Below are 19,977 nucleotides of genomic sequence, written 5' to 3'. Positions count from 1 at the left end.
CCGCCGGCGCGGCGCTTTCGAGAGCCACCATGCAATATGTGAATCTGGGCAGTACCGGTCTGAAGGTGTCGCGCCTGTGCCTGGGCTGCATGACCTACGGCGAGCCGTTGCGGGGCAAACATCCCTGGACGATCGGCGAGGCGGCCAGCCGGCCTTTCCTGAAGCAGGCGCTGGACGCCGGCATCAACTTCTTCGATACCGCCAACAGCTATTCCGACGGCACCAGCGAAGAGTTCGTCGGCCGTGCGCTCAATGAATACGTGAAGCGCGACGACGTGGTCATCGCCACCAAGGTGTACTTTCCGATGCACGAGGGCCCCAACGGCGGCGGCCTGTCGCGCAAGGCCATCATGCGCGAGGTCGACGCCAGTCTGCGCCGGCTCGGCACCGATTACATCGATCTCTATCAGATCCATCGCTGGGACTACGACACCCCGATCGAAGAAACGCTCGAGGCGCTGCACGACGTGGTCCGCGCGGGCAAGGCGCGCTACATCGGCGCCTCGTCGATGTATGCGTGGCAGTTCGCCCGCGCGCTGTATCTAGCCGATCGCCACGGCTGGACCCGCTTCGTGACCATGCAGCCGCACTACAACCTGCTGTATCGCGAAGAAGAGCGCGAGATGCTCAAGCTGTGCGCCGCCGAAGGCATCGGCGTGCTGCCCTGGAGCCCGCTGGCCCGCGGCCGCCTCACGCGTGATGCGACGCAGTCCAGCGACCGTGCGCGCAGCGACGAGGTGTTCAAGCGTCTCTACAGCGCCACCGAAGCCGCGGATGCCCGCGTGATCGATGCGGTCGGCGAAGTGGCGAGCGAGCGCGGCGTGCCGCGCGCGCAGGTGGCGATGGCGTGGCTGCTGGCCCAGCCCACCATCACCGCGCCCATCATCGGCGCCAGCCGGCCGGGGCACATCGAAGACGCGGTGGCCTCGCTGTCGCTCAAGCTGAGCGACGACGAGATCGCGCGGCTCGAGCGCGACTACGTGCCGCACGCGGTGGCTGGCTTCAGTTGAGCCGGCAGCACTCATGCAAAACGGCCCCGAGGGGCCGTTTTTTGTGCAGCGGTGCCGCTCAGCGCGGCTGGCGCGGAATGATCCAGAAGCGTGCCATCACCACCAGCAGCCACGTGAGCGAGGCCCACGAGGCCCAATGCCACACGCCGGTGCCGAGCAGGGCGGCCAGCAGGCCGAAGGTGCTCAGGATGCCGAGCAGGATGGGCATGCCCCAGACGAACAGAAAGCGTTGGCGCGGGGTCATGCGGGCGTCCTTTGCGGCTCGGCCGCCTGTTGATGCTTGCGGATCAACTCGGCCACGCGCGCCTCGGTGGCTTTGCGGCGGGCGAGCCAGAGATAGAGGCCGCTGACCAGCACGACGATCGTGATCAGATCCAGCAGCGCCCAGATGATCTTGAGCGGAAGGCCCGCGTAGTCACCGAAGTGCAGCGGACGCGAAAGCTCGAGCGCGGTGAGGTACCAGGGCATGTGCGCCACCTTGACCAGATCGCCGCTGACGGCATCGACCAGGACAGGGGTGTTCATCTTCGAGGTGAGCGGCGTGTCGCCGCGCAGCCAGACGATGAAGTGATGCGGACTGCCGAAGGCGTTGCCGGGATAGGCGATCGTGGTGAGCTTGCTGCCTGGCACCGCGGCAAGCGCGGTTTCGGCGACGCGCTGCGGCGCGGCGACCTGGGTCGGCACCGGCTTGCCCTGGAACGGCGCGACCAGCGCGGTGAGTTCGTTGGCCTGCCACATGCGGAACAGCGGCGTGGACAGCTCGTTGATGACGCCGGTGACCCCGACCACGAAGGCCCACACCAGCGTCACGATACCCAGCATGTTGTGCAGGTCGAGCCATTTAAGGCGCGTGGAGCGCGACGCGCGCACCGTGCCGAACTCCAGCTTCTTCATGAACGGGCCGTAGAGCACCACGCCGGAGACGATGGCGATGCAGAACAGCAGGCCCATGAAACCGAGGAACAGCTCGCCCGGCAGACCGGCGAACAGGTCCACGTGCAGCGCGAGCATGATCCCCATGAACGAGAACTTGTCTTCCGAATATAGCGGCCCGTCGTGCAGGACCCCTGCCGTCCGCGTGTCGACGCGCACGGCGTGCCCCTTGGCGATGCCTTCGCCCGGCGTGGGCGCCATGCCGACGTAGGCCTGCGGCTCCTCGGCGTCGAGAAACAGGTAGTCGACGACTTCGTTGGGATACAGCGCCCGGGCCGTGGCCTCGACCTTGTCGAGGCTGGCGAGCGGCGTGTCGGCCGGCATCTCGACGATCGGCTTGCCTTCGTCGAGCCAGTGTTCGATCTCGTGGTGAAAGATCAGCGGCAGCCCGGTGAGGCAGATGATGAGGAGAAAGACGGTACAGACGAGGCTGGTCCATTTGTGGACCAGGTACCAGGTTTTGATGCGGGCGGCGTTTGTCATGGGATGCGAGCGGACCGGGGGACGTGTTTCGACCGGGAATAATAGTTATTCTCAGAATTCTAGTGCATCGCGGCGAGCGATCGGCGATTCGCCTCGCGCCGCGAGCGGCGTTACCATGGAACGCTGGCGCGCCCCGGTCTTTTTGTGGCGCGCATGCCGCAAACTCACCGCTGTTCCGGCCGCGTGCCGGCCTCATCCGTCATGACCGACGCCCTGCAGACCCCGGCCATCCCGGCCCCTTCCGACCCTCTTTCCGCCGACGCCGCCTGCCCCGTGGTGCAGCGCGTGCCGCCCAATACCGAAGGGCGGGATTTCGCCGTGGGCGATATCCATGGCCATTTCTCGCGGCTGCGCACGGCGCTCGATCGCATGGGATTCGATCCCGCGCGCGACCGGCTGTTTTCGGTCGGCGATCTGGTCGATCGCGGCCCCGAGAACGAAGCCTCGCTCGACTGGCTGGACGAGCCCTGGTTCCATGCGGTGCAGGGCAATCACGAGGATTACGCGATCCGCCACGTGCGCACCGGGCGGGTGGAACTGGAGAGCTGGCGCCGGTATGGCGGCGGCTGGTTCATCGATCTGCCGCCCGCCCGGCAGCGCGAACTCGCCGCGCGTTACGCGCGTCTGCCCGTCGTGATCGAAGTGCCGACGCCGATGGGGATCGTGGCGGTGCTGCATGCCGACAGTCCGGTCAGCCACTGGGACAATCTGCCGGGCCGCTTTCTGACGCGCAGGCGCCGCACGCGCGCCACCTGCCAATGGTCACGCGAGCGGCTGGCCCTGCGCGACAGCAGCGGCGTGGCGGGCGTACGGGCGGTGGTGGCGGGGCATACGCCCGTGCCCGAGCCGCTGGCGCTGGGCAACGTCTATCACATCGATACCGAAGGCTGGCAGCCGCACGGCTACTTCACCTTGCTGGATTTGCAGGCCCTGTCGGCCTGGCCGCGGCCCGTCGTGCACGGCTGAGGCGCGCACGCGCGCCGGTCAGGGGGGCGCTGAATGGAAAAATGCCCGCCGGGTGCGAACCCGGCGGGCATTTTTTGACGCGAAGGCCGATCAGAGCGGACGCGCGGTGAGGCCGCCGCCGGTCGTGACGGGCGTGGTCGATACCGGCGACGCCTGGGCCGCGGGGCCGTCGGCGCGCGGCACGGGGATCGCGGGGAAGGCGGCGGGCGTGCCGTCGGCCGCTTGGCCTCCCATCGGCGTGCTGCTCACCGGGCCAGCGCCGTTGGGCGCCGCGCCGGTGCCCGGCACGCTCATGGGCTGCGGCGGCTGGCCGGCGCCGGAAGGCGCGGCGGGCTGCCCCGGCAGCGGATTCACGCGCGTGGGCGCGTTGTCGCTGGGCCGCATGTTGTTCAGGAAGTCGGTGAGCTGATCGCCCGACGAGAGGTCGAGCGCGGCGACGGCCTGTCCCGGCGGGAACTCGGAGAAGTACAGGTCGCCGTTGGCGGCGATCAGGCCCTGCGGCCGGGGTGGCGGCGGGGTCTGCGGCTTGTCTTTCAGGTAGGGCTGGGCGAAGTCCAGCCAGGCGGACAGCGCCAGGCCACTGCCGAACTCGTTGCTGCCGAGCGGGCGAGGGCGGTCGAAGCCCATCCAGACCGTGGTGACCATGTGCTGGTTGAAGCCCGAGAACCACACGTCCACGGCGTCGTTGGTGGTGCCGGTCTTGCCGCCGATGTCCGTGCGCTTGAGCGTGCGCGAGGCGCGCGCGCCGGTGCCCTTGGTGGTGGCATCGCGCAGGATGTCGTTCATCAGCCAGGCCGTGCGCGGATCGATCGCGCGGTGGGTTTCGTCGCCCGCCTTCACGGGTTCGGCCTGCATCAGCACCTTGCCCGCGCTATCGGTCACGGTGTTGATGAGATAGGGCGTGACGCGGAAGCCGCCGTTGGCGAACACGCCATAGGCGTTCGCCACCTGCAGCGGCGTGGCGGCGCCGGCGCCCAGCGCCATCGGCAGCACGGCGGGCCAGCGCTCTTTTTCGAAGCCGAAGCGGGTCAGGTAGTCCTGGCCGTACTGCGGCGTGATGGCCTGCAGGATCCGGATCGACACCATGTTTTTCGAGCGGTACAGGCCCTCGCGCAAGGTGAGCATGGGCTCGTACTGATTGCCGTCGTTCTTGGGCGTCCAGTCGCGCGACCCGGTCTGGGCGGCGGTCAGCATGAAAGGCTGATCGGAGATCTGCGTGCCCGGGGTCAGGCCGCGCTCGAGCGCCGCGGCGTAAATGAAGGGCTTGATGTTCGAGCCGGGCTGGCGCCAGGCCTGCGTCACCCGGTTGAACGAGCCGCGATAGAAATCGAAGCCGCCGATCATGGCGCGGATGCCGCCGTCCTGCGGGTCGAGCGTGATCAGCGCGGCCTGCAGCGCCGGCATGTTGATCACTTCCCAGGTGTCGCCGGTCTTGTGCACGTAAACGACCGAGCCGCGGCGGATGCGCAGGTCGTCCTTGGCATTGGGCGCGAGCGCCCGCGCCACGACGGCCAGCGCCTTCTTGTCGTCGATCGTGAGGATCTCGCGGGCGCTGCGCGCCACCTTGATCTCGGTGGGGCTGGCAGACAGCACCACGCCCGAGTACAGCTCGCCGCTGTCGGGCGCCTTGTCCTGGACGCCGTCGATGATCTCGTCGAAGGCCTGCGGATCGTTCTCGACCCCGTCGGGCAGGTCGATCTGGTCTTCCGGGCCCGGATAGGCGGCGCGGCGCGTGTACGCCAGCACGTTGTCGCGCACGGCGACGTAGGCGTCCTGCTGGGCCTTGGAATCGATCGTGGTGTAGACATTGATGCCGCGGGTGTAGGCCTCTTCCTGGAAGACACCGTACATCAGCTGACGCACCAGTTCGGCGGGGTATTCGCCGTGCACCGCGAAGCCGCGCGCCGGTCCACCCTCGGAGCCGCGCACCGAAATCTGCTCGTCGCGCGCGGCCTGCGCCTGCTCGGCGGTGATGTAGCCGAGCGTCTGCATGCGGTTGATCACGTAGTGCTGGCGCGTCTGGGCCCGGCCGAAGTTGGTGATCGGGTTCGAGCGCGAGGGCGCCTTCGGAATGCCGGCCAGCATGGCGGCCTCGGCGGGCGTGACCTCGGAGAGCGGCTTGCCGAAGTAGGTGCGCGACGCGGCCGCGAAGCCGTACGCGCGATGACCCAGATAAATCTGGTTCATGTAGAGCTCGAGGATCTGATCCTTGGTGAGCTCGGACTCGATCTTGAAGGTCAGCAGCAGCTCGTAGAACTTGCGCGAATAGGTCTTCTCCGACGAGAGATAGAAGTTGCGCGCGACCTGCATGGTGATGGTGCTGCCGCCCTGCGCCTTGGCCATGCTCACCAGATTGGCGAGCACCGCGCGGGTCATGCCGGCCCAGTCCACGCCATTGTGGTGATAGAAGCCGTCGTCTTCGGCGGCCAGCACGGCCTGCTTCATGACCTGCGGAATCTCGTCGGCGCGCAGCACGTTGCGGTGCTCTTCGCCGAATTCTCCGATCAAGACCTTGTCGGCCGTGTAGATGCGCAGCGGCACGCGCGGCCGGTAATCGGTCATGGCGTGCAGCTCGGGCAGGCTGGGCCAGGCCAGCGCCAGGGCCAGGCCGATCGCGATCGCGCCGCACAGGCCGAGGCCGGCCATCGCCACGGCGGCGCGGATGGCCCACTGCTTGATGCGGGCGCGCGACCAGGCGCGGCCCGCGCTGTTGGGGGAATGCTCAGGGTTTTTCATCGGAGCCGATTCTAGGGCAGAACCGCATAGACCGTTGGTCGGGCCTGAAGGTTTCAGTAACCAAACATGCCCGGCGTGACGGCGGAGAAATACAGGGACGAGGCGCAGGCGGCCGGGGCCGGGCGCCCGGGGGAGGCGAGGCGCGCGTCGGAACGCGGCGTCACGCCTGCCCTGCGCAAAAATTGATCACGGGCCGGACGGTGGTGTCCGGCCCGTGGACGCCCATGGCAATCAGGGCTTGAGATGCGTGGTCAGGAATTTTTCCATGGCTTCGTAGAACTCGAACTTGTTCTCGTCGTTGTGGAAGCCGTGGCCTTCGTTTTCCTTGACCATGTACTCGACCTCGACGCCGCGCTTCTTGAGGGCTTCGACGACCTGATCGCTCTCGGCCTTGTTGACGCGCGGATCCTTGGCGCCCTGGGCGATGAACAGCGGCGTGGTGATCCGGTCGACATGCAGCGCGGGCGAAGTCGCGGTCAGACGCTCGCGGTCGCGCTCGGGATCGCCCACCATGTCTTGCATCTTTTCGAGCATGGGCTTCCAGTAGGGCGGGATGGTCTGCATGAACGTGAACAGGTTCGAGACGCCCACGTAGTCGACCGCGGCGGCGTAGAGGTCGGGCGTGAAGGTCACGCCGGCCAGCGTGGCATAGCCACCGTAGCTCGCGCCATAGATGCCGATGCGCTTCGGATCGGCGATGCCCTGATCGATCAGCCATTTGACGCCATCGGTGATGTCGTCCTGCATGGCCAGGCCCCATTGGCCGAAGCTCGCTTCCCAGAACTTGCGGCCATAGCCGGTCGAGCCGCGGAAGTTCATCTGCAGCACGCAGAAGCCGCGGTTGGCCAGGAACTGCACCTCGGGGTTGTAGCCCCAGCCGTCGCGGGCCCACGGGCCGCCGTGCGGATTGACGATGCAAGGCAGGTTGCGCGGATCGCGTCCGACCGGCAAGGTGAGGTAGCCGTGGATCGTGAGGCCGTCGCGCGAGGTGTAGCTGATGGGCTTGACCGGCGCCATGTCGGCCTCGGGGATGGCCGGGTTGATGTCGGCCAGCTTCGTGAGCGTGTCGGTGGCGGCGCTGTACAGATAGCGCGAGCCGGGCGTGCGGTCGTTGTAGGCGGCCACGATGAAGGTGTCTTCTTCGCGGTTCCAGCCCTGCAGGGCGAAGTCGTAGCCGGCCAGGTGCGCCTGCAGTTTGCCGTAAAGGGCCTCGGTCTGCTTGTCGAAGAAGCGGTACTGCGGCTTGTCGGTCTGGTAGGCGGCGAGCGTGAGCACCTTGCGCTTGCGCGAATAGCCGGCGGCGTCGAGATCGACCTCGTCGGGCACGAAGATCAGCTCTTCGGCATCGGGTTTGGCCGGGTCGAGCACGACCAGCCCGAGTTTGTCGCGGCCGCGGTTCGACAGCGCATACATCTTGCGGTCGTCGAACGTGAAGAACATCGGGCTGACGCTGCTGCGATAGTCGGTCGTGACGAGCGGGCGGAACGGCGCGGCCTCGTCGTCGCGATAGAGCAGGGTGGTGTTCAGGCCGTCGCTGGTGATGGCGGCGCGCACCTTGCCCGCGTGATCGGTCTGCCAGCCGACGATGTTGCCGGGGTTCTGGGCCACCAGCACCGCGGCACCGGTACGCACGTTGACGCGGTACACGTCGAAGACTTCGGGATCGCGGTGGTTGTGGCCGATCAGCACATGATCGGGATCGTCGGGCAGGTCGTCTTCGATGCCGGCGCGCACGCCGTCGTAGGGGGTGAGGTCGGTCACCTGGCCGGTCTTGGTGTTGACCGCCACGACGTGGAAGTTTTCGTCGCCGCCGAAGTCCTTCTGGTAGAGCACGACGTCGGAGCCCTTCCAGAAGTAGTTGCTGATATCGCGCGCGCTTTCGCTGGTGAGCTTGCGGGCCTCGCCCTGCGGCTTGCCATCGACGAGCGGTTGCACATAGATGTTCATGCGCGGCGGGCTGCCGTCGACGCTGACCGGTTGCATGAAGCCGAGCGTGCGGCCGTCGTCGGCCAGGCGGAACGCGCCGCGCTCGGGGTTGCGGAAGAAGTCTTTCAGGGGATAGGCGCGCGGCGGCTGGGCAGCCGCACCGGCGGCCGCGCCAATCAGGCTGGCGGCGATCAACGTGCGCTTCATGAAATTCAGCAAGAGAGCCTCCGGTAGATGCGATGACGGCCGCGCGCGGCGGGTGCCGGGGCCATCATGGGGCCGGCGCGAGGGGTGCGCCGAGCGTGACCGATCATGCCACAGCGCCGATGACGGTGTCGAACCGCGCAAGATGCGGGATAATCGCGCCCAAGCACTATGGAGGAATCATGCTCAAAGCGATTGCGGCCGCGCTCACGCTAGGCGCCGGTCTGGCCGGTTGCGCCGTCGGTACGGCACCCGGCGCGGGTGCCGTCAACGGCGACTACAAGGTCAATGTGTATTACCTCGATGCCTATCGCGCGGCGATCGCGCAATCCGAACGCTGCCTGCTCGGTCAGGGCGGCTACCGGCTGGTGAACGAGGTCGACGAAGGCCAGCGCAAGGCCAGCGTGCGCGTGCTCGCGCCGTTCAGCGATAGCGAAATGGCGAGCGTGACCATCGCCGGCACCGACGCCAAGAGCTCGGATGTGCGCATTTCGATGTGGGGCAAGAGCATCTGGAATTCGGATGCTCTGCGCGCGATGCGCGAAGCGGTCGTGTATGGCCTGCCGTCGTGCGTGGCCTACATGCCGGGCGATCCGCAGCCCTCCGAAGAGGTCTGGCGTCTGCGCCAGCGCTGAGCTCAGTCGCTGCCGGGCCGGCGGCGCACCACCTTGAAGGTGGCGCTGGCCTTGCAGACCAGTTCTCCCGAGGCGTCGCGGATCTCGCCTTCGCAGAAGGCGATCGACATGCCGCGGCGCAGGCAGCGCGCCTCGACCACGAGGTCGGTGCGGCCGGGCGACAGAAAGCTCGTGGTCATGTCGATGGTGGCCATGCCCACGTCGGTCTCGTGGCCCCGGGCCGCCGCGCTCAGACAGAAGTCCAGCACGCTCATCAGCGTGCCGCCATGCACGTCGCCACGGCTGTTGGTGAGGTCGGCGCGCCAGGGCAGGCGGCAGCGTGCCACGCCATCGCCGGCCTGCTCTGGCACCAGGCCCAGCAAGCTCATGAACGGGATTTCGAGGCCGAAATAGCTGGCCGCGGGGGAAGTCTCGGGGGTGTTGTTATCGGTCATCGCAAGACGCGGCGCGGGGTGCGCTCGCGGGTCGGGTTGCTGCAAAGCAGCGACTGTAGCGCACATCGGCGGGTGTGGCAGCGCCGGTGTCCGGTCACCGGCCGCCCGGTCGATCCGTCCTCGGCGGGCGCAAAGCCGCGGGGCGCGGCATAATAGCGGTACCGTATATATATCCAGTAGTTTTGGCGCGTGCCTGGCGCCGGTTCCGCCCGCTTCCCATGCCTTCCCCGACCCGCAAGATCGTGCACATCGACATGGACGCCTTTTACGCGTCGGTCGAGCAGCGCGACCAGCCCGAACTGCGTGGCCAGCCCGTGATCGTGGCCTGGACGGGCAATCGCTCGGTGGTGTGCGCGGCCTCGTACGAGGCCCGCAAGTTCGGGGTGCACTCGGCGATGGCGGTGGCGCGGGCCCAGCGGCTCTGTCCGCAGGCCGTCTATGTGCCGCCGGATTTCGCGCGTTATAAGGCCGTGTCGGCGCAGGTGCGCGAGATCTTTTCCCGCCATACCGACCTGATCGAGCCGCTCTCGCTCGACGAGGCCTATCTCGACGTCACGCACAACAAGCTCGGTCTGCCGTCCGCGACCGAGGTGGCCGAGATCATCCGCCGCCAGATCCGCGACGAGACCCGCCTGACCGCCTCGGCCGGCGTGGCGCCCAACAAGTTTCTCGCCAAGATCGCCTCCGACTGGAACAAGCCCGACGGCCTGTGCGTGATCCGCCCGGCCCAGGTGCTCGGATTTCTGCAGGAGCTGCCGGTGCGCAAGGTGCCCGGGGTGGGCAAGGTGATGCAGGGCAAGCTCGAGGAGCTTGGCATCGCGACGGTCGGCGATCTCGCCCGTCATCCGCGCGCCGCGCTGGAGCAGCGCTTCGGGCGCTATGGCGTGCGGCTGCACGAGTTGTCGCAGGGCATCGACGAGCGCGAGGTGCAGCCCGACCAGCCGCTGCAGCAGGTGTCCGCCGAGACCACCTTTGACACCGATCTGCGGATCGTGGAGCTCGACGCCGCGCTGGAGCGGCTGTCGGGCAAGGTCTGGGAGCAGGCGCTGCGCAAGGCGCGCATCGGCCGCACCGTGGTGCTCAAGCTCAAGACCGATCGGTTTCGCATTCTCACGCGCAGCCAGACGCTGCCAACGCCGCCGGCCACCGCGGCGCAGCTTGCGCAGGTGGCGCGGCATCTGTGCGAGCGCGTGGAGCTGCCGGCGCATACGCGCTACCGGCTGGTGGGGGTGGGGATGAGCAACTTCGCGGACCCGGAGCTGACAGCGGTGCAGCCGGATCTTTTTGGCGGGGTGTTCTGAAGAACGAGGAACGTTCGGCGGGGCGGCCGCGGATGCGCCGCCCCGTGCGCCTTGATCAGAGGCGCGACTTCACCTGACCCGACAGCTGCGACATATCGGCGCGGCCTGCCAGCTTCTGCTTGAGGATGGCCATGACCTTGCCCATCGCGGGGGCGCCGGTCACGCCCTGCGCGGCCACTTCGGCCACTGCGGCGTCGATCGTGGCCGCCACTTCTTCGGCGCTCGCCGCTTGCGGCATGAATTCCTGCAGCACCACGACTTCGGCCTTTTCCTGCTCGGCGGTCTCGGTGCGGCCGGCCTGTTCGAACGCGGCGATGGACTCGCGGCGCTGCTTCACCTGCTTTTCGATGATGGCGGTGATTTCCGCGTCGTCGAGCTCACGGCGGTCATCCACTTCTTTCTGTTTTACTGCGGCGAGCAGGAAGCGCAGGGTGGCGAGCCGGGCGCTGTCCTTGGCGCGCATCGCGTCTTTCATGGCGTTGGACAGACGGGTCTTGAGCGATTCGGTGCTCATGGCAAATCCTAATAAGTGACAACCAGAGCCGGTGTTTTAACCGGCCCATACCCACACTCGCAAGTCGGCGCCCGCATCCTGCGATTTAAAAGATGAAAATGCATCTTTAACACCGGGCGTGTGGCCCGGCCAGGAGTCGATGCATGTTGAGCGAAACCATCCGCGCGCAGGTCAAGGCGACCGCACCCGTTCTGCAGGCCCATGGCGAGGCGCTCACGCGCCACTTCTATGCGCGGATGTTCCGCGGCAATCCGGAGCTGTTGCAGGTCTTCAACCAGGGCCACCAGCAGGGCGGACGTCAGCAGCAGGCGCTGGCCGGCGCGCTGGCCGCCTATGCCGTGCATATCGATGATCCCTCGGTGCTCGGCCCGGTGATCGAGCGCGTCACGCACAAGCACGTGAGCCTGGGCATCCGGCCCGAGCACTATGCGATCGTGGGCAAGCATCTGCTGGCCTCGATCGGCGAGGTGCTGGGCGACGCCGCCACCGACGAGCTGATCGCCGCCTGGGCGGCCGCGTACCAGCAACTGGCCGACGCGCTGATCGCGCAGGAAGCCGCGCTGTACACGGCCGCGGCCACGCAGCCGGGCGGCTGGAGCGGCTGGCGGGGCTTCAAGGTGGTGGGCAAGGTGCCGGAGAGCAGCGAGATCACGTCGTTCCACCTGGCGCCCGCCGACGGCGGCGAGGTGCCCGACTTCAAGCCGGGCCAGTACATTTCGGTGCGCGTGTTCGTGCCGTCGCTGGGCATGATGCAGCCGCGCCAGTACAGCCTGTCGGACGCCGCCGGCCAGGGCCGCCTGCGCATCTCGGTCAAACGTGAGCGTGGCGTGGCCACCAGCCCGGACGGCATGGTGTCCACGCTGCTGCACGAGCGCTACAACGAGGGCGACGTGCTGGACCTGGCGCCGCCGCAAGGAGACTTCGTGCTCGACGAATCGCGCGACACGCCGGTGGTGCTGATCAGCGGCGGGGTGGGCATCACGCCGATGCTGTCGATGGCCAAGACGCTGGCCGCGCGCGGTGCCGGCCGCGAGGTGCGCTTCGTGCACGGCTGTCGCGATGCCGCGTGCCACGCCATGCGCGACGAAGTCGACGCGCTGGTCGCGGGCAGCCCCACGATGCGCAAGTGGATTCATTACGAGACCGTGGGCGCCGCCGACCGCCAGGGCGTGCACTACGACCGCGAGGGCCGAATCGACCTGGCCGCCCTGAAGGACGAGGTGGTGCTGCCCGAGGCGGACTACTACCTGTGCGGCCCGCTGCCCTTCATGCAGGCGCAGCACGCCTCGCTGCTGGCGCTGGGCGTGCCGCCCGCGCGCATCCATGCCGAGGTGTTCGGCACGGGTGGCACGGGGCTCTGAAGTGCGCGGGCGGGTGCGGTGTATGCTTGCCGCTGCCCGCCCGGCACGGATCACCGACCATGCAACTCAACCGTTTCACCGACTTCGGCCTGCGCGTCATGATGTACCTGACGCAATGCCGCGATCGCGCCCAGCCCGTGACGATCCCCGAGATCGCCGAACGCTTCGGCATCTCGCGCAACCATCTCGTGAAGGTGGTGCATTTCCTGTCGCAACAGGGCCTGGTGGCCGCCACGCGCGGCAAGGGCGGGGGCCTGGCGCTGGCGCGCCCGGCCGATAGCTATCGGGTCGGGGAGCTGGTGCGCTTGCTGGAACATCAGGGCAATCTGGTCGAATGCGCCGATCCGCCCTGTGCGCTGCACGGCGCCTGCCGTCTGGCGGGCGTGCTGCACGACGCCCTGCGCACCTTCTACGCCGAGCTCGACCGCTACACGCTGGCGGAGCTGGTGCGCCAGCCCACCGGCGCCGCCATCATCAGGCTGCACGGGCTGGCGGCGTAGGGGCTTTCGCGCGGCGCCGCGCCGTCACTGACCCTGGGCGCGGGCGCCGGGTTCCGGGCCACGTCGCCTGGTCTTGCCCGCGCCGCGATCGGCGGACGAGACCAGCCCATAGACCGAAGTTATGGCTGCTGCGGCGCTGGCTATTTGCGCGTGGGGCCCGACCGCGGACAGAATGGGCAATTGTCCTTGCAGGGAAGGTTTATGCGTGTCTGTGTCGTGGGGGCGGGTGTCGTCGGTGTCACCTCGGCGTATTTCCTCGCCCGTGAAGGGCATGAGGTGGTCCTGGTCGACAGCCGGGCCTATCCGGCCGAGGTGTCCAGCTTCGCCAACGGCGGACAGCTGAGTTATAGCTACGTGGCGCCGCTCGCCGGACCGGGCGTGTTGCCCAGCGTGCCGGGCTGGCTGCTGCGCAGCGATTCTCCGTTGCGCTTCCGGCCGCGTCTCGACCCGCATCAGTGGCGCTGGTGCCTGCAGTTCGCGCTCGCGTGCCGCGCCTCGGTGGCGCAGCGTTCCACGGCCGAGTTGCAGCGCCTGTCCTATCTGAGCCGCGACGTGATGAACCGCCTGCTCGAACAGGAGCCGCTGGCGTTCGGTCATCTGCGCAACGGCAAATTGATCGCCTATCGCAGCCCCGAGCTGCTCGACAAGGCGCGCAAGCTGGTGGCCTATCAGGCCGGGCTGGGCGCCGAGCAGCGTGTGCTGGATGCGCGCGAGACGCTGGCGCTCGAGCCCGCGCTGGCGGGCATGGGCGCGAGCCTGGCCGGCGCCATCTACACACCGAGCGAAGAGGCGGGCGATTGCCGCCAGTTCACGCAGGCGCTCTTCGACCGCCTGGGCGCGCTCGACCGGGTCGAGTGCCGCATGTCGACCGAGGTGTTGGGGCTGCGTACCAATGGTCCGGTCGTGACGGGCGTGCGCACCGATGCCGGCGATATCGGCGCCGACGCCGTCGTGCTCGCGACCGGCGTGGGTTCGCGGGCCCTGTTGCGGCCGCTGGGTCATGACGTGCCCATTTATCCGCTCAAGGGCTATAGCCTGAGCGTGCCGCTGGCCGATGACGACGATACCGCGCCCCGCATCAGCGTGACCGACTACGAACGCCGCATCGTCTATGCGCGGGTGGGCCGGGTGCTGCGCATCGCGGCGATGGTGGATATCGGCAGCCGCGACACCGGCATCGATCCGGCGCGCGTGGCGCTGCTCAAGCGTCAGGTGCTGGAGGTCTTTCCGCATCTGGACCTGTCCGACGCGCAGCCGTGGGCGGGTCTGCGGCCGGCGACGCCGACCGGCAAACCGCTCATCGGGCCCGTGCGCGGGGTGGACAATCTGTGGCTCAACATCGGCCAGGGCGCGCTCGGCTTCACGCTGGCCTGCGGCAGCGCCGCGCTGCTCACCACGCGCATGAGCGGCGTCGAGCCGCCCATCGACGACTCGCCGTTTCTGCCCTGACGCGATCGCGCGGAACCCACGCGTCCGGGCCCGGGGTGCGCGGGGTTGCGGGCTCGAGCTCAATGGAAGTTGCGGCTGCGCGCCGGCAGGCCGGCGTCGTCGAGCTCGCGCAGCAGCGGGCTCATGTCGACCAGCCGGCGTGCGACCAGGTGGCGCACGCCATCGAGGCTTTGCCAGACCCCGTAGACACCCAGCAGCACCGATTCGAGCAGCTCGCGCCGCTGTGACTCGATCAGCTCCGGCCGCACCACCACGTTGACCGGCCCCGTTTCGTCTTCGAGCGTGACGAAGATGGTGCCCTTGGCGGTCTGGGGCCGTTGCCGCACGGTGACGATGCCGCAGGCGCGGGCGAGGCGGCGGTTGGGGTAGGTGTTGAGTGTCTGCGAGGTCTCGAAACGGCGCGCCGCCAGTTGCGCGCGCAACAAGGCGAGGGGATGGCGTCGCAGGCTCAGGCCGGTGCTGAGATAGTCGGCCGAGATGCCCTGGCCTTCGGAGGGGGCCGCGAGCTCGGCCACCTGGGCCTCTTCGATCGGCGCATCGCGCAGCAGGTCGCGGTCGGCCACGCCGGCCGCCGCTTCCCAGCTGGCCTGGCGCCGATGCCCGGCGAGGGCGGCCAGCGCGTCGGCCGCGGCCAGCGCATCGAGCTCGTGGCGGCCCAGCCCGGCGCGCCGCGCCAGATCGGCGGTGTTGGCGAAGGGCCGCTGTGCCCGCGCCTGCTCGATGGCGCGCGCGCTGTCTTCGGACATCCCCTTGATCTGATTGAAACCCAGGCGCACGGCGGGGCGGGCCGCATCCGCGCGCGGCTCGAGCGCGGCCTCCCAGCCGCTGTGCATGATGTCGACCGGCAGCACGCGCACCTGATGGCGCCGGGCATCCTGCACCAGCTGCGCGGGTGCATAGAATCCCATCGGCTGGGAGTTGAGCAGGGCGGCCAGGAAGGCCTCGGGTTCGTGGCACTTGAGCCAGGAGCTGGCGTAGGCCAGCAGCGCGAAGCTCGCCGCGTGGCTTTCGGGAAAACCGTACTCGCCGAAGCCCTCCACCTGCCGGAACAAGGCCTCGGCGAACTCCAGGCTGTAGCCGTGGGCGAGCAGGCCGCCCACCAGCTTGGCGCGGAATTTGTCCACGCCGCCCTTGCGGCGCCATGCAGCCATCGAGCGGCGCAGCTGGTCGGCCTCGCCGGGCGTGAAGCCGGCCGCGACCACCGCGATCTGCATCACCTGTTCCTGGAAGATCGGCACGCCCATCGTGCGCGACAACACGGCCTGGACCGCGGGCCCGGGGTAGGTCTCGGGCTCTTTGCCCTGACGCCGGCGCAGATAGGGGTGCACCATGCCGCCCTGGATCGGACCCGGGCGGACGATGGCCACCTGCACGACGAGGTCGTAGTATTCGCGGGGCCGCAGGCGCGGCAGCATGCTCATCTGCGCGCGCGACTCGATCTGGAACACACCCACCGTGTCGGCTTCGCAGATCATGTCGTAGGTGGCCGTGTCGTCTTGCGGAATCTGATGCAGGGCCAGCGGCTCGCCGCGGCGCGCGCCGGCCAGTTCGAGCGCGCGGCGCAGCACCGAGAGCATGCCCAGGGCGAGCACGTCGACCTTGAGCAGGCCCAGCGCGTCGAGGTCGTCCTTGTCCCATTGCACGACGCTGCGATCGGCCATGGCGGCGTTTTCGATGGGCACCAGGCGCGAGAGCAGGCCGCGCGACATCACGAAGCCGCCCGGATGCTGCGACAGGTGGCGCGGGAAGCCCATCAGGGTTTCGGACAGGATGGCCCATTGGCGCGCCACGCGCGAGGCCGGATCGAGCCCGCAGTTGCCGAGCGTGCGCAGCATGGCCTTTTTTCCGTCCCACCATTGGTGCGCGCGCGCCACCGCATCGATGATGGTCGGATCGATGCCCAATGCCCGGCCGGTATCGCGCAGCACACTGCGGGGCCGATACGAAATCACGACGGCGGTGAGCGCCGCGCGGCGCCGGCCGTATTTGCCGTAAATATATTGGATGATCTCTTCGCGCCGCTGATGCTCGAAGTCGACGTCGATATCGGGCGGCTCGTTGCGCTCTCTGCTGATGAAGCGTTCGAAAAGCGCGTTGCCGTTGGCGGGATTGACGGCGGTGATGCCCAGGCAATAACAGACCGCCGAATTGGCCGCCGATCCGCGGCCCTGGCACAGGATGCCCAGCCGGCGCGCCTCGCGGACCAGGTCATGGACGGTGAGGAAGTAGGCCTCGTAGCCGAGGTCGGCAATGAGCTCGAGTTCTTTTTCGACCTGCGCCTCGACGATCGGCGGCACGCCGTCCGGGTAGCGCTCGCGCGCGCCTTCGTAGGTGGCGCGGCGCAGGTAGCTGGCGGGGGTTTCGCCCGGCGGCACGATCTCGTCGGGATATTCGTAGCGCAGCTCTTTCAGTGAGAACGTGCAGCGTCGCGCGATCTCGAGCGTCTGCGCCAACGCGGCGGGCGGGTACAGGCCCGCCAGCCGCAGACGCGAGCGCAGATGCCGCTCGGCATTGGCCGCGAGTTCGTAGCCGCATTGCGCCACCGGGCGGCCGAGGCGGATGGCGGTGAGGGTGTCGTGCAGCGGCTTGCGCGAGCGCACGTGCATCTGCACCTGGCCGACCGCCACCTGAGGCAGTGCCGCGGCCTGCGCCGCCGCGTCCAGCGCGGCGCGATGCAGGTCGTCGCGCGATCGATGCAGCAGCGTGAGCCCGAGCCAGGCGCGTTGCGCAAACACGCGGGCCAGCCAGCGGGCCTGCGCGACGATCTGCGCGGTGTCCAGCCCGTAAGTGGGCGTGAGGATGGCCAGGCAACCCGGCAGGCCGCGCAGATGCGCGAGCGAGGCGGGCGGGGCGGCGAGATCGTCGGCGCGCAGGTGATAGCTGCCCTTGGCCGCGCGGGAGCGGCCCAGCGTGATGAACTCGGTGAGATTGCCGTAACCCTCGCGATCCTGGGCGAGCAAGGTCAGTTCGATGGGCGGGCCGGGCTCGTCGTGGAGCACGAAGCGGCTGCCCACGATCAGCGCCAGCCCGAGTTTTTCGGCCTCGACATGGGCCCGCACGACGCCGGCCACGCTGCATTCGTCGGTGAGCGCGAGCGCGGCGTAACCCTGGCGATGCGCGCGTTCGGCCAGCTCTTCGGGATGCGAGGCGCCTTGCAGGAACGAGAAGTTCGATTGGCAATCGAGCTCGGCATAGCCGGGCAGCCCCGCGCCGATATCGGCGGGCGGGAGCGGCAGGGAGGCGGGTTCGTGGGGTGGCTGCATGGAATCAGGCGTAGCGTCCGTGCAGGAACCAGCGCGCGGTCTCGCCGCCGCGTTCGCGATAGAGCCAATAGCGCGCGCCCGCGGCGTCTTCGGCCACGAAGTAATCGCGCTGGGTATTGATGGCGTCCCACCAGCCGCTTTCGATGCGCTCGGGGCCGCGCGTGAGGCGCAGCGCCTGGCCCTGGTAGACCGGCCGGTGCGCGCGAATTTCGAGCGCCTGCGCGGGCTCGATCAGCCAGAACGGCCGTTCCAGGGCGGGCGGCAGCACCGGCGGGCGGCCTCCCGCCGCCTCCAGGGCGACCCAACGGTTGGCCACTTCAGGCCGATGATCGGCCAGGGGGGCGGGCCGGCGTACCTGCTCGGGGCCGAGCCGCGCGCACAGCAGGTCGAGCAGGCGGGCGTGATCGGTGGCGTTGCCGCCCGGCTCGGGAAAAAGCGTGGTGCTGATCGCGGGCATGTCGACGGTGAGCGGCGCGGACAGCGTGACGGCGATCACGGGCGCGGCCAGCTCGAGCCGCGACAGGCGTTCGCGCAGCAGGCCGCGCAGGTGCGCGCTCTGCCACACCGGCTCGGCCATGGCCAGATGCAGTTGCGAGGGATCGCGCGCGTGACGGCCTCGTTCGTGTTCGAGCGTGAGCGTGATGGCGCGCACCGCGAGCCGCTGCGCGCCCAGCCAGCCGCTCAGTTGTTCGGTCAGGCGGCCGCTCACATGCAACAGCGCCTCGGCGTGCTCCACGTAGTCCATCAGTTCGGTGCGCGCCTCGAAATGCGCGGGCGGCGTGAGCCAGGCGTGGACTTCGGCGGCATCGCCATACGCGGCGTCGAGCGCGCGCAGCAACGCCGGATCACTGCGCCGCTGCAGGCCCGCGCGCGGCAATCGCCGCAGGTCGGCCAGGCGCTTGCAGCCCAGGCCCTGCAGCCAGGCCAGGCGGGGCTGGGCCTCGGGCAGCAGCACGAGAGGCAGCGCATCGAGCCGGCGGGCGAGCGCGGGTTCGCGCAAGACCCGGCGCCGCCCCGGACTGCGCGCCAGCAACCAGGCACCGCGTGCGGTCGGCGCCACCGCGATGCCGGCCTGCAGGTCCAGGGCCGCGAGGGTGTCGCGCACACGCCGGTAGAGGGCGCGCGGGCCGCCGAACACCATCAGGCTCGCGCCCACATCGAGCAGCAGGCTGTCGCCGTCGGGGACGGCCAGCTGCGGCGTGTATTGCAGCAGGGACAGCGCGGCGGCCTGGAGCGTGCGGGCCTCGGCCGCCGGATCGCGCTCGAGCAGCAGCGCGTCGGGACACAACGCCAGCGCGCCGGCGCGGCGCAGGCCGAGGCGCAGGCCCGCCGCACGCGCCGCCGGGGTGAGGGCGATCACGCGCTCTTGTTCGAGCACGGCGCACACCAGCTCGGGCTGCTCAGACCAATGCGGTCGTGCGGCGTCCAGCGGCAGGCGTGGCAGGAAGACGGCGATCCAGAGGCGCATGGGGCAAGGGGGAATGCAGCGGCTGTGCCGGTACGGCGGGCAGCAGGCGGCCGGTGTTTTCTTCGAAAGGCAGATACAGGGTGACGTCGCAGACCGGACCGCGGCGCTTGAGCACCTGCACGCTCAGGCCGGCCGCGGCGGGCGCCAGCGCGAGCCGCAAGGGCGCCGGCGAGGCGTGCTGGGCCGCATTGGCGGGCCGCAGGGCAAAGAACAGGGTTTCGCTGCCCTGCGCGGCCAGGTGCAGCCGGCGCAGCGACTCGGGCCGGACCTGCGGCAGCCAGCACAGCAGAGCGGCGCAACTGCCGTGCTTGAGCACCTGGTCGGCGGCCCAGAGCGTGTCGCGCGGCGAGGCGGGCGTGAGCCACAGCAGACGCTGCGGATCCAGGCCCCAATGCATCCATGTGGTGATGTGCGGCGTGAACGGCGGCTGCAGCAGGACGATGTCGCGATGGGCGGGCAGGGCGGTCAGTGCCGGACGCAGCAGGCTCAGCTCGCCGCAGCCGGGATGAGGCGCCAGCAATTCGGTGAGGCTGCCCTGCGGCCAGCCCTCGTCGGGCAGCAGCGCCGACAGCGCGGCATGGCCGGTGGGCACGGCGCGCGCACTGCCCTGCGCCAATTGCGTGGCGCGCCACAGGGCGGGATGGATGAGTTCGGGCGAAGGCATGGCCGGCGGGCGGGTCGCGCGCGGCGATCCATAGCATCAGAATAGGACTGTACAAATATACAGTAAAATTGAGCGTGGGTCCGAATCCACTGGCAACCAAGCGCGGCTTCCCTTGACCACGGCCAGCATC

16 protein-coding genes are annotated in these 19,977 nt (G+C 69.0%); 7 read left to right on the top strand and 9 right to left on the bottom strand.

The annotated features are described in order from the left end of the window. The first annotated feature begins 29 nt into the window (after positions 1-29). Positions 30-1,010 (top strand): aldo/keto reductase, encoded by a 981-nt coding sequence (locus CEK29_RS15155; protein ID WP_094858600.1) that lies wholly within the window; start codon positions 30-32, stop codon positions 1,008-1,010. Positions 1,011-1,068: 58 nt separating this feature from the next. Here CEK29_RS15155 and CEK29_RS15150 read toward each other — a convergent pair whose 3' ends face one another. Both CEK29_RS15150 and CEK29_RS15145 read right to left on the bottom strand, forming a co-directional pair. After that, entirely contained in the window at positions 1,069-1,254 is a 186-nt protein-coding gene (locus tag CEK29_RS15150; RefSeq protein WP_094801739.1) for a hypothetical protein, read from the bottom strand. Further along, positions 1,251-2,426, bottom strand: a complete 1,176-nt coding sequence (locus CEK29_RS15145) for a PepSY-associated TM helix domain-containing protein (RefSeq protein ID WP_094858599.1) — start codon at positions 2,424-2,426, stop codon at positions 1,251-1,253. Before CEK29_RS15145 ends, CEK29_RS15150 begins: the two co-directional genes overlap by 4 nt. A gap of 201 nt (positions 2,427-2,627) precedes the next feature. On the opposite strand from CEK29_RS15145, the gene CEK29_RS15140 reads away from it, so the two are divergent. Continuing rightward, positions 2,628-3,392: a metallophosphoesterase gene (locus tag CEK29_RS15140; RefSeq protein ID WP_094801735.1), complete on the top strand. Its 765-nt coding sequence runs from the start codon at positions 2,628-2,630 to the stop codon at positions 3,390-3,392. Between the two features lie 90 nt (positions 3,393-3,482). Here CEK29_RS15140 and CEK29_RS15135 read toward each other — a convergent pair whose 3' ends face one another. Together CEK29_RS15135 and CEK29_RS15130 are read right to left on the bottom strand one after the other, a co-directional pair. Beyond that, complete coding sequence (locus CEK29_RS15135) at positions 3,483-6,128, bottom strand: penicillin-binding protein 1A (RefSeq protein WP_094858598.1); 2,646 nt, start codon at positions 6,126-6,128, stop codon at positions 3,483-3,485. A gap of 231 nt (positions 6,129-6,359) precedes the next feature. Then, the gene (locus CEK29_RS15130; protein ID WP_094801731.1) at positions 6,360-8,273 is read right to left on the bottom strand and encodes an alpha/beta hydrolase family protein; all 1,914 of its coding nucleotides are present in this window, start codon (positions 8,271-8,273) and stop codon (positions 6,360-6,362) included. Positions 8,274-8,440: 167 nt separating this feature from the next. Here CEK29_RS15130 and CEK29_RS15125 point away from each other — a divergent pair, with 167 nt between their 5' ends. Then, entirely contained in the window at positions 8,441-8,893 is a 453-nt protein-coding gene (locus CEK29_RS15125) for a BPTD_2524 family lipoprotein (protein ID WP_094801729.1), read from the top strand. A gap of 2 nt (positions 8,894-8,895) precedes the next feature. Here the strand turns inward: CEK29_RS15125 and CEK29_RS15120 are convergent, their stop codons facing one another. Then, positions 8,896-9,327: a PaaI family thioesterase gene (locus CEK29_RS15120; protein WP_094858597.1), complete on the bottom strand. Its 432-nt coding sequence runs from the start codon at positions 9,325-9,327 to the stop codon at positions 8,896-8,898. Positions 9,328-9,545: 218 nt separating this feature from the next. Between CEK29_RS15120 and dinB the strand changes: the two genes are divergently transcribed. Continuing rightward, positions 9,546-10,628: a DNA polymerase IV gene (gene dinB, locus CEK29_RS15115; protein ID WP_094801725.1), complete on the top strand. Its 1,083-nt coding sequence runs from the start codon at positions 9,546-9,548 to the stop codon at positions 10,626-10,628. A 55-nt stretch (positions 10,629-10,683) separates the two neighbouring features. On the opposite strand, the gene CEK29_RS15110 is transcribed toward dinB, so the two are convergent. Beyond that, a complete protein-coding gene (locus CEK29_RS15110) occupies positions 10,684-11,142 on the bottom strand; it encodes a GatB/YqeY domain-containing protein (protein ID WP_094801723.1) in 459 nt (152 codons plus the stop codon). A gap of 143 nt (positions 11,143-11,285) precedes the next feature. Here CEK29_RS15110 and hmpA point away from each other — a divergent pair, with 143 nt between their 5' ends. From hmpA to CEK29_RS15095, 3 genes are all read left to right on the top strand, one after another. Continuing rightward, positions 11,286-12,503, top strand: a complete 1,218-nt coding sequence (gene hmpA, locus CEK29_RS15105) for an NO-inducible flavohemoprotein (protein WP_094858596.1) — start codon at positions 11,286-11,288, stop codon at positions 12,501-12,503. 59 nt (positions 12,504-12,562) lie between these two features. After that, positions 12,563-13,003, top strand: coding sequence for an Rrf2 family transcriptional regulator (locus CEK29_RS15100; protein ID WP_094858595.1), 441 nt, complete (start codon positions 12,563-12,565; stop codon positions 13,001-13,003). 201 nt (positions 13,004-13,204) lie between these two features. Continuing rightward, positions 13,205-14,452, top strand: a complete 1,248-nt coding sequence (locus tag CEK29_RS15095) for a D-amino acid dehydrogenase (RefSeq protein ID WP_094858594.1) — start codon at positions 13,205-13,207, stop codon at positions 14,450-14,452. 59 nt (positions 14,453-14,511) lie between these two features. On the opposite strand, the gene CEK29_RS15090 is transcribed toward CEK29_RS15095, so the two are convergent. From CEK29_RS15090 to imuA, 3 genes are read right to left on the bottom strand one after another with little or no spacing between them, the layout of a single operon-like run. Next, positions 14,512-17,715 (bottom strand): error-prone DNA polymerase, encoded by a 3,204-nt coding sequence (locus CEK29_RS15090; RefSeq protein ID WP_170948511.1) that lies wholly within the window; start codon positions 17,713-17,715, stop codon positions 14,512-14,514. Between the two features lie 4 nt (positions 17,716-17,719). Further along, a complete protein-coding gene (locus tag CEK29_RS15085) occupies positions 17,720-19,183 on the bottom strand; it encodes a Y-family DNA polymerase (RefSeq protein WP_094801715.1) in 1,464 nt (487 codons plus the stop codon). Beyond that, positions 19,116-19,847: a translesion DNA synthesis-associated protein ImuA gene (gene imuA / locus CEK29_RS15080; RefSeq protein WP_094801713.1), complete on the bottom strand. Its 732-nt coding sequence runs from the start codon at positions 19,845-19,847 to the stop codon at positions 19,116-19,118. Before imuA ends, CEK29_RS15085 begins: the two co-directional genes overlap by 68 nt. Between the last annotated feature and the right edge of the window lie 130 nt (positions 19,848-19,977).

Source organism: Bordetella genomosp. 5 (assembly GCF_002261475.1).
Classification (GTDB): domain Bacteria; phylum Pseudomonadota; class Gammaproteobacteria; order Burkholderiales; family Burkholderiaceae_B; genus Bordetella.
The sequence above is the reverse complement of the archived record's forward strand: the minus strand, read 5'-3'. Positions and strand labels throughout refer to the sequence as shown.

What these genes read in the sequence shown, in the direction of transcription:
- CEK29_RS15155 (WP_094858600.1), top strand. Translation starts at nt 30, where the DNA reads ATGCAATATGTGAATCTGGGCAGTACCGGTCTGAAGGTGTCGCGCCTG.
- CEK29_RS15150 (WP_094801739.1), bottom strand. Translation starts at nt 1,254, where the DNA reads ATGACCCCGCGCCAACGCTTTCTGTTCGTCTGGGGCATGCCCATCCTG.
- CEK29_RS15145 (WP_094858599.1), bottom strand. Translation starts at nt 2,426, where the DNA reads ATGACAAACGCCGCCCGCATCAAAACCTGGTACCTGGTCCACAAATGG.
- CEK29_RS15140 (WP_094801735.1), top strand. Translation starts at nt 2,628, where the DNA reads ATGACCGACGCCCTGCAGACCCCGGCCATCCCGGCCCCTTCCGACCCT.
- CEK29_RS15135 (WP_094858598.1), bottom strand. Translation starts at nt 6,128, where the DNA reads ATGAAAAACCCTGAGCATTCCCCCAACAGCGCGGGCCGCGCCTGGTCG.
- CEK29_RS15125 (WP_094801729.1), top strand. Translation starts at nt 8,441, where the DNA reads ATGCTCAAAGCGATTGCGGCCGCGCTCACGCTAGGCGCCGGTCTGGCC.
- CEK29_RS15120 (WP_094858597.1), bottom strand. Translation starts at nt 9,327, where the DNA reads ATGACCGATAACAACACCCCCGAGACTTCCCCCGCGGCCAGCTATTTC.
- dinB (WP_094801725.1), top strand. Translation starts at nt 9,546, where the DNA reads ATGCCTTCCCCGACCCGCAAGATCGTGCACATCGACATGGACGCCTTT.
- CEK29_RS15110 (WP_094801723.1), bottom strand. Translation starts at nt 11,142, where the DNA reads ATGAGCACCGAATCGCTCAAGACCCGTCTGTCCAACGCCATGAAAGAC.
- hmpA (WP_094858596.1), top strand. Translation starts at nt 11,286, where the DNA reads ATGTTGAGCGAAACCATCCGCGCGCAGGTCAAGGCGACCGCACCCGTT.
- CEK29_RS15100 (WP_094858595.1), top strand. Translation starts at nt 12,563, where the DNA reads ATGCAACTCAACCGTTTCACCGACTTCGGCCTGCGCGTCATGATGTAC.
- CEK29_RS15095 (WP_094858594.1), top strand. Translation starts at nt 13,205, where the DNA reads ATGCGTGTCTGTGTCGTGGGGGCGGGTGTCGTCGGTGTCACCTCGGCG.
- CEK29_RS15090 (WP_170948511.1), bottom strand. Translation starts at nt 17,715, where the DNA reads ATGCAGCCACCCCACGAACCCGCCTCCCTGCCGCTCCCGCCCGCCGAT.
- CEK29_RS15085 (WP_094801715.1), bottom strand. Translation starts at nt 19,183, where the DNA reads ATGCGCCTCTGGATCGCCGTCTTCCTGCCACGCCTGCCGCTGGACGCC.
- imuA (WP_094801713.1), bottom strand. Translation starts at nt 19,847, where the DNA reads ATGCCTTCGCCCGAACTCATCCATCCCGCCCTGTGGCGCGCCACGCAA.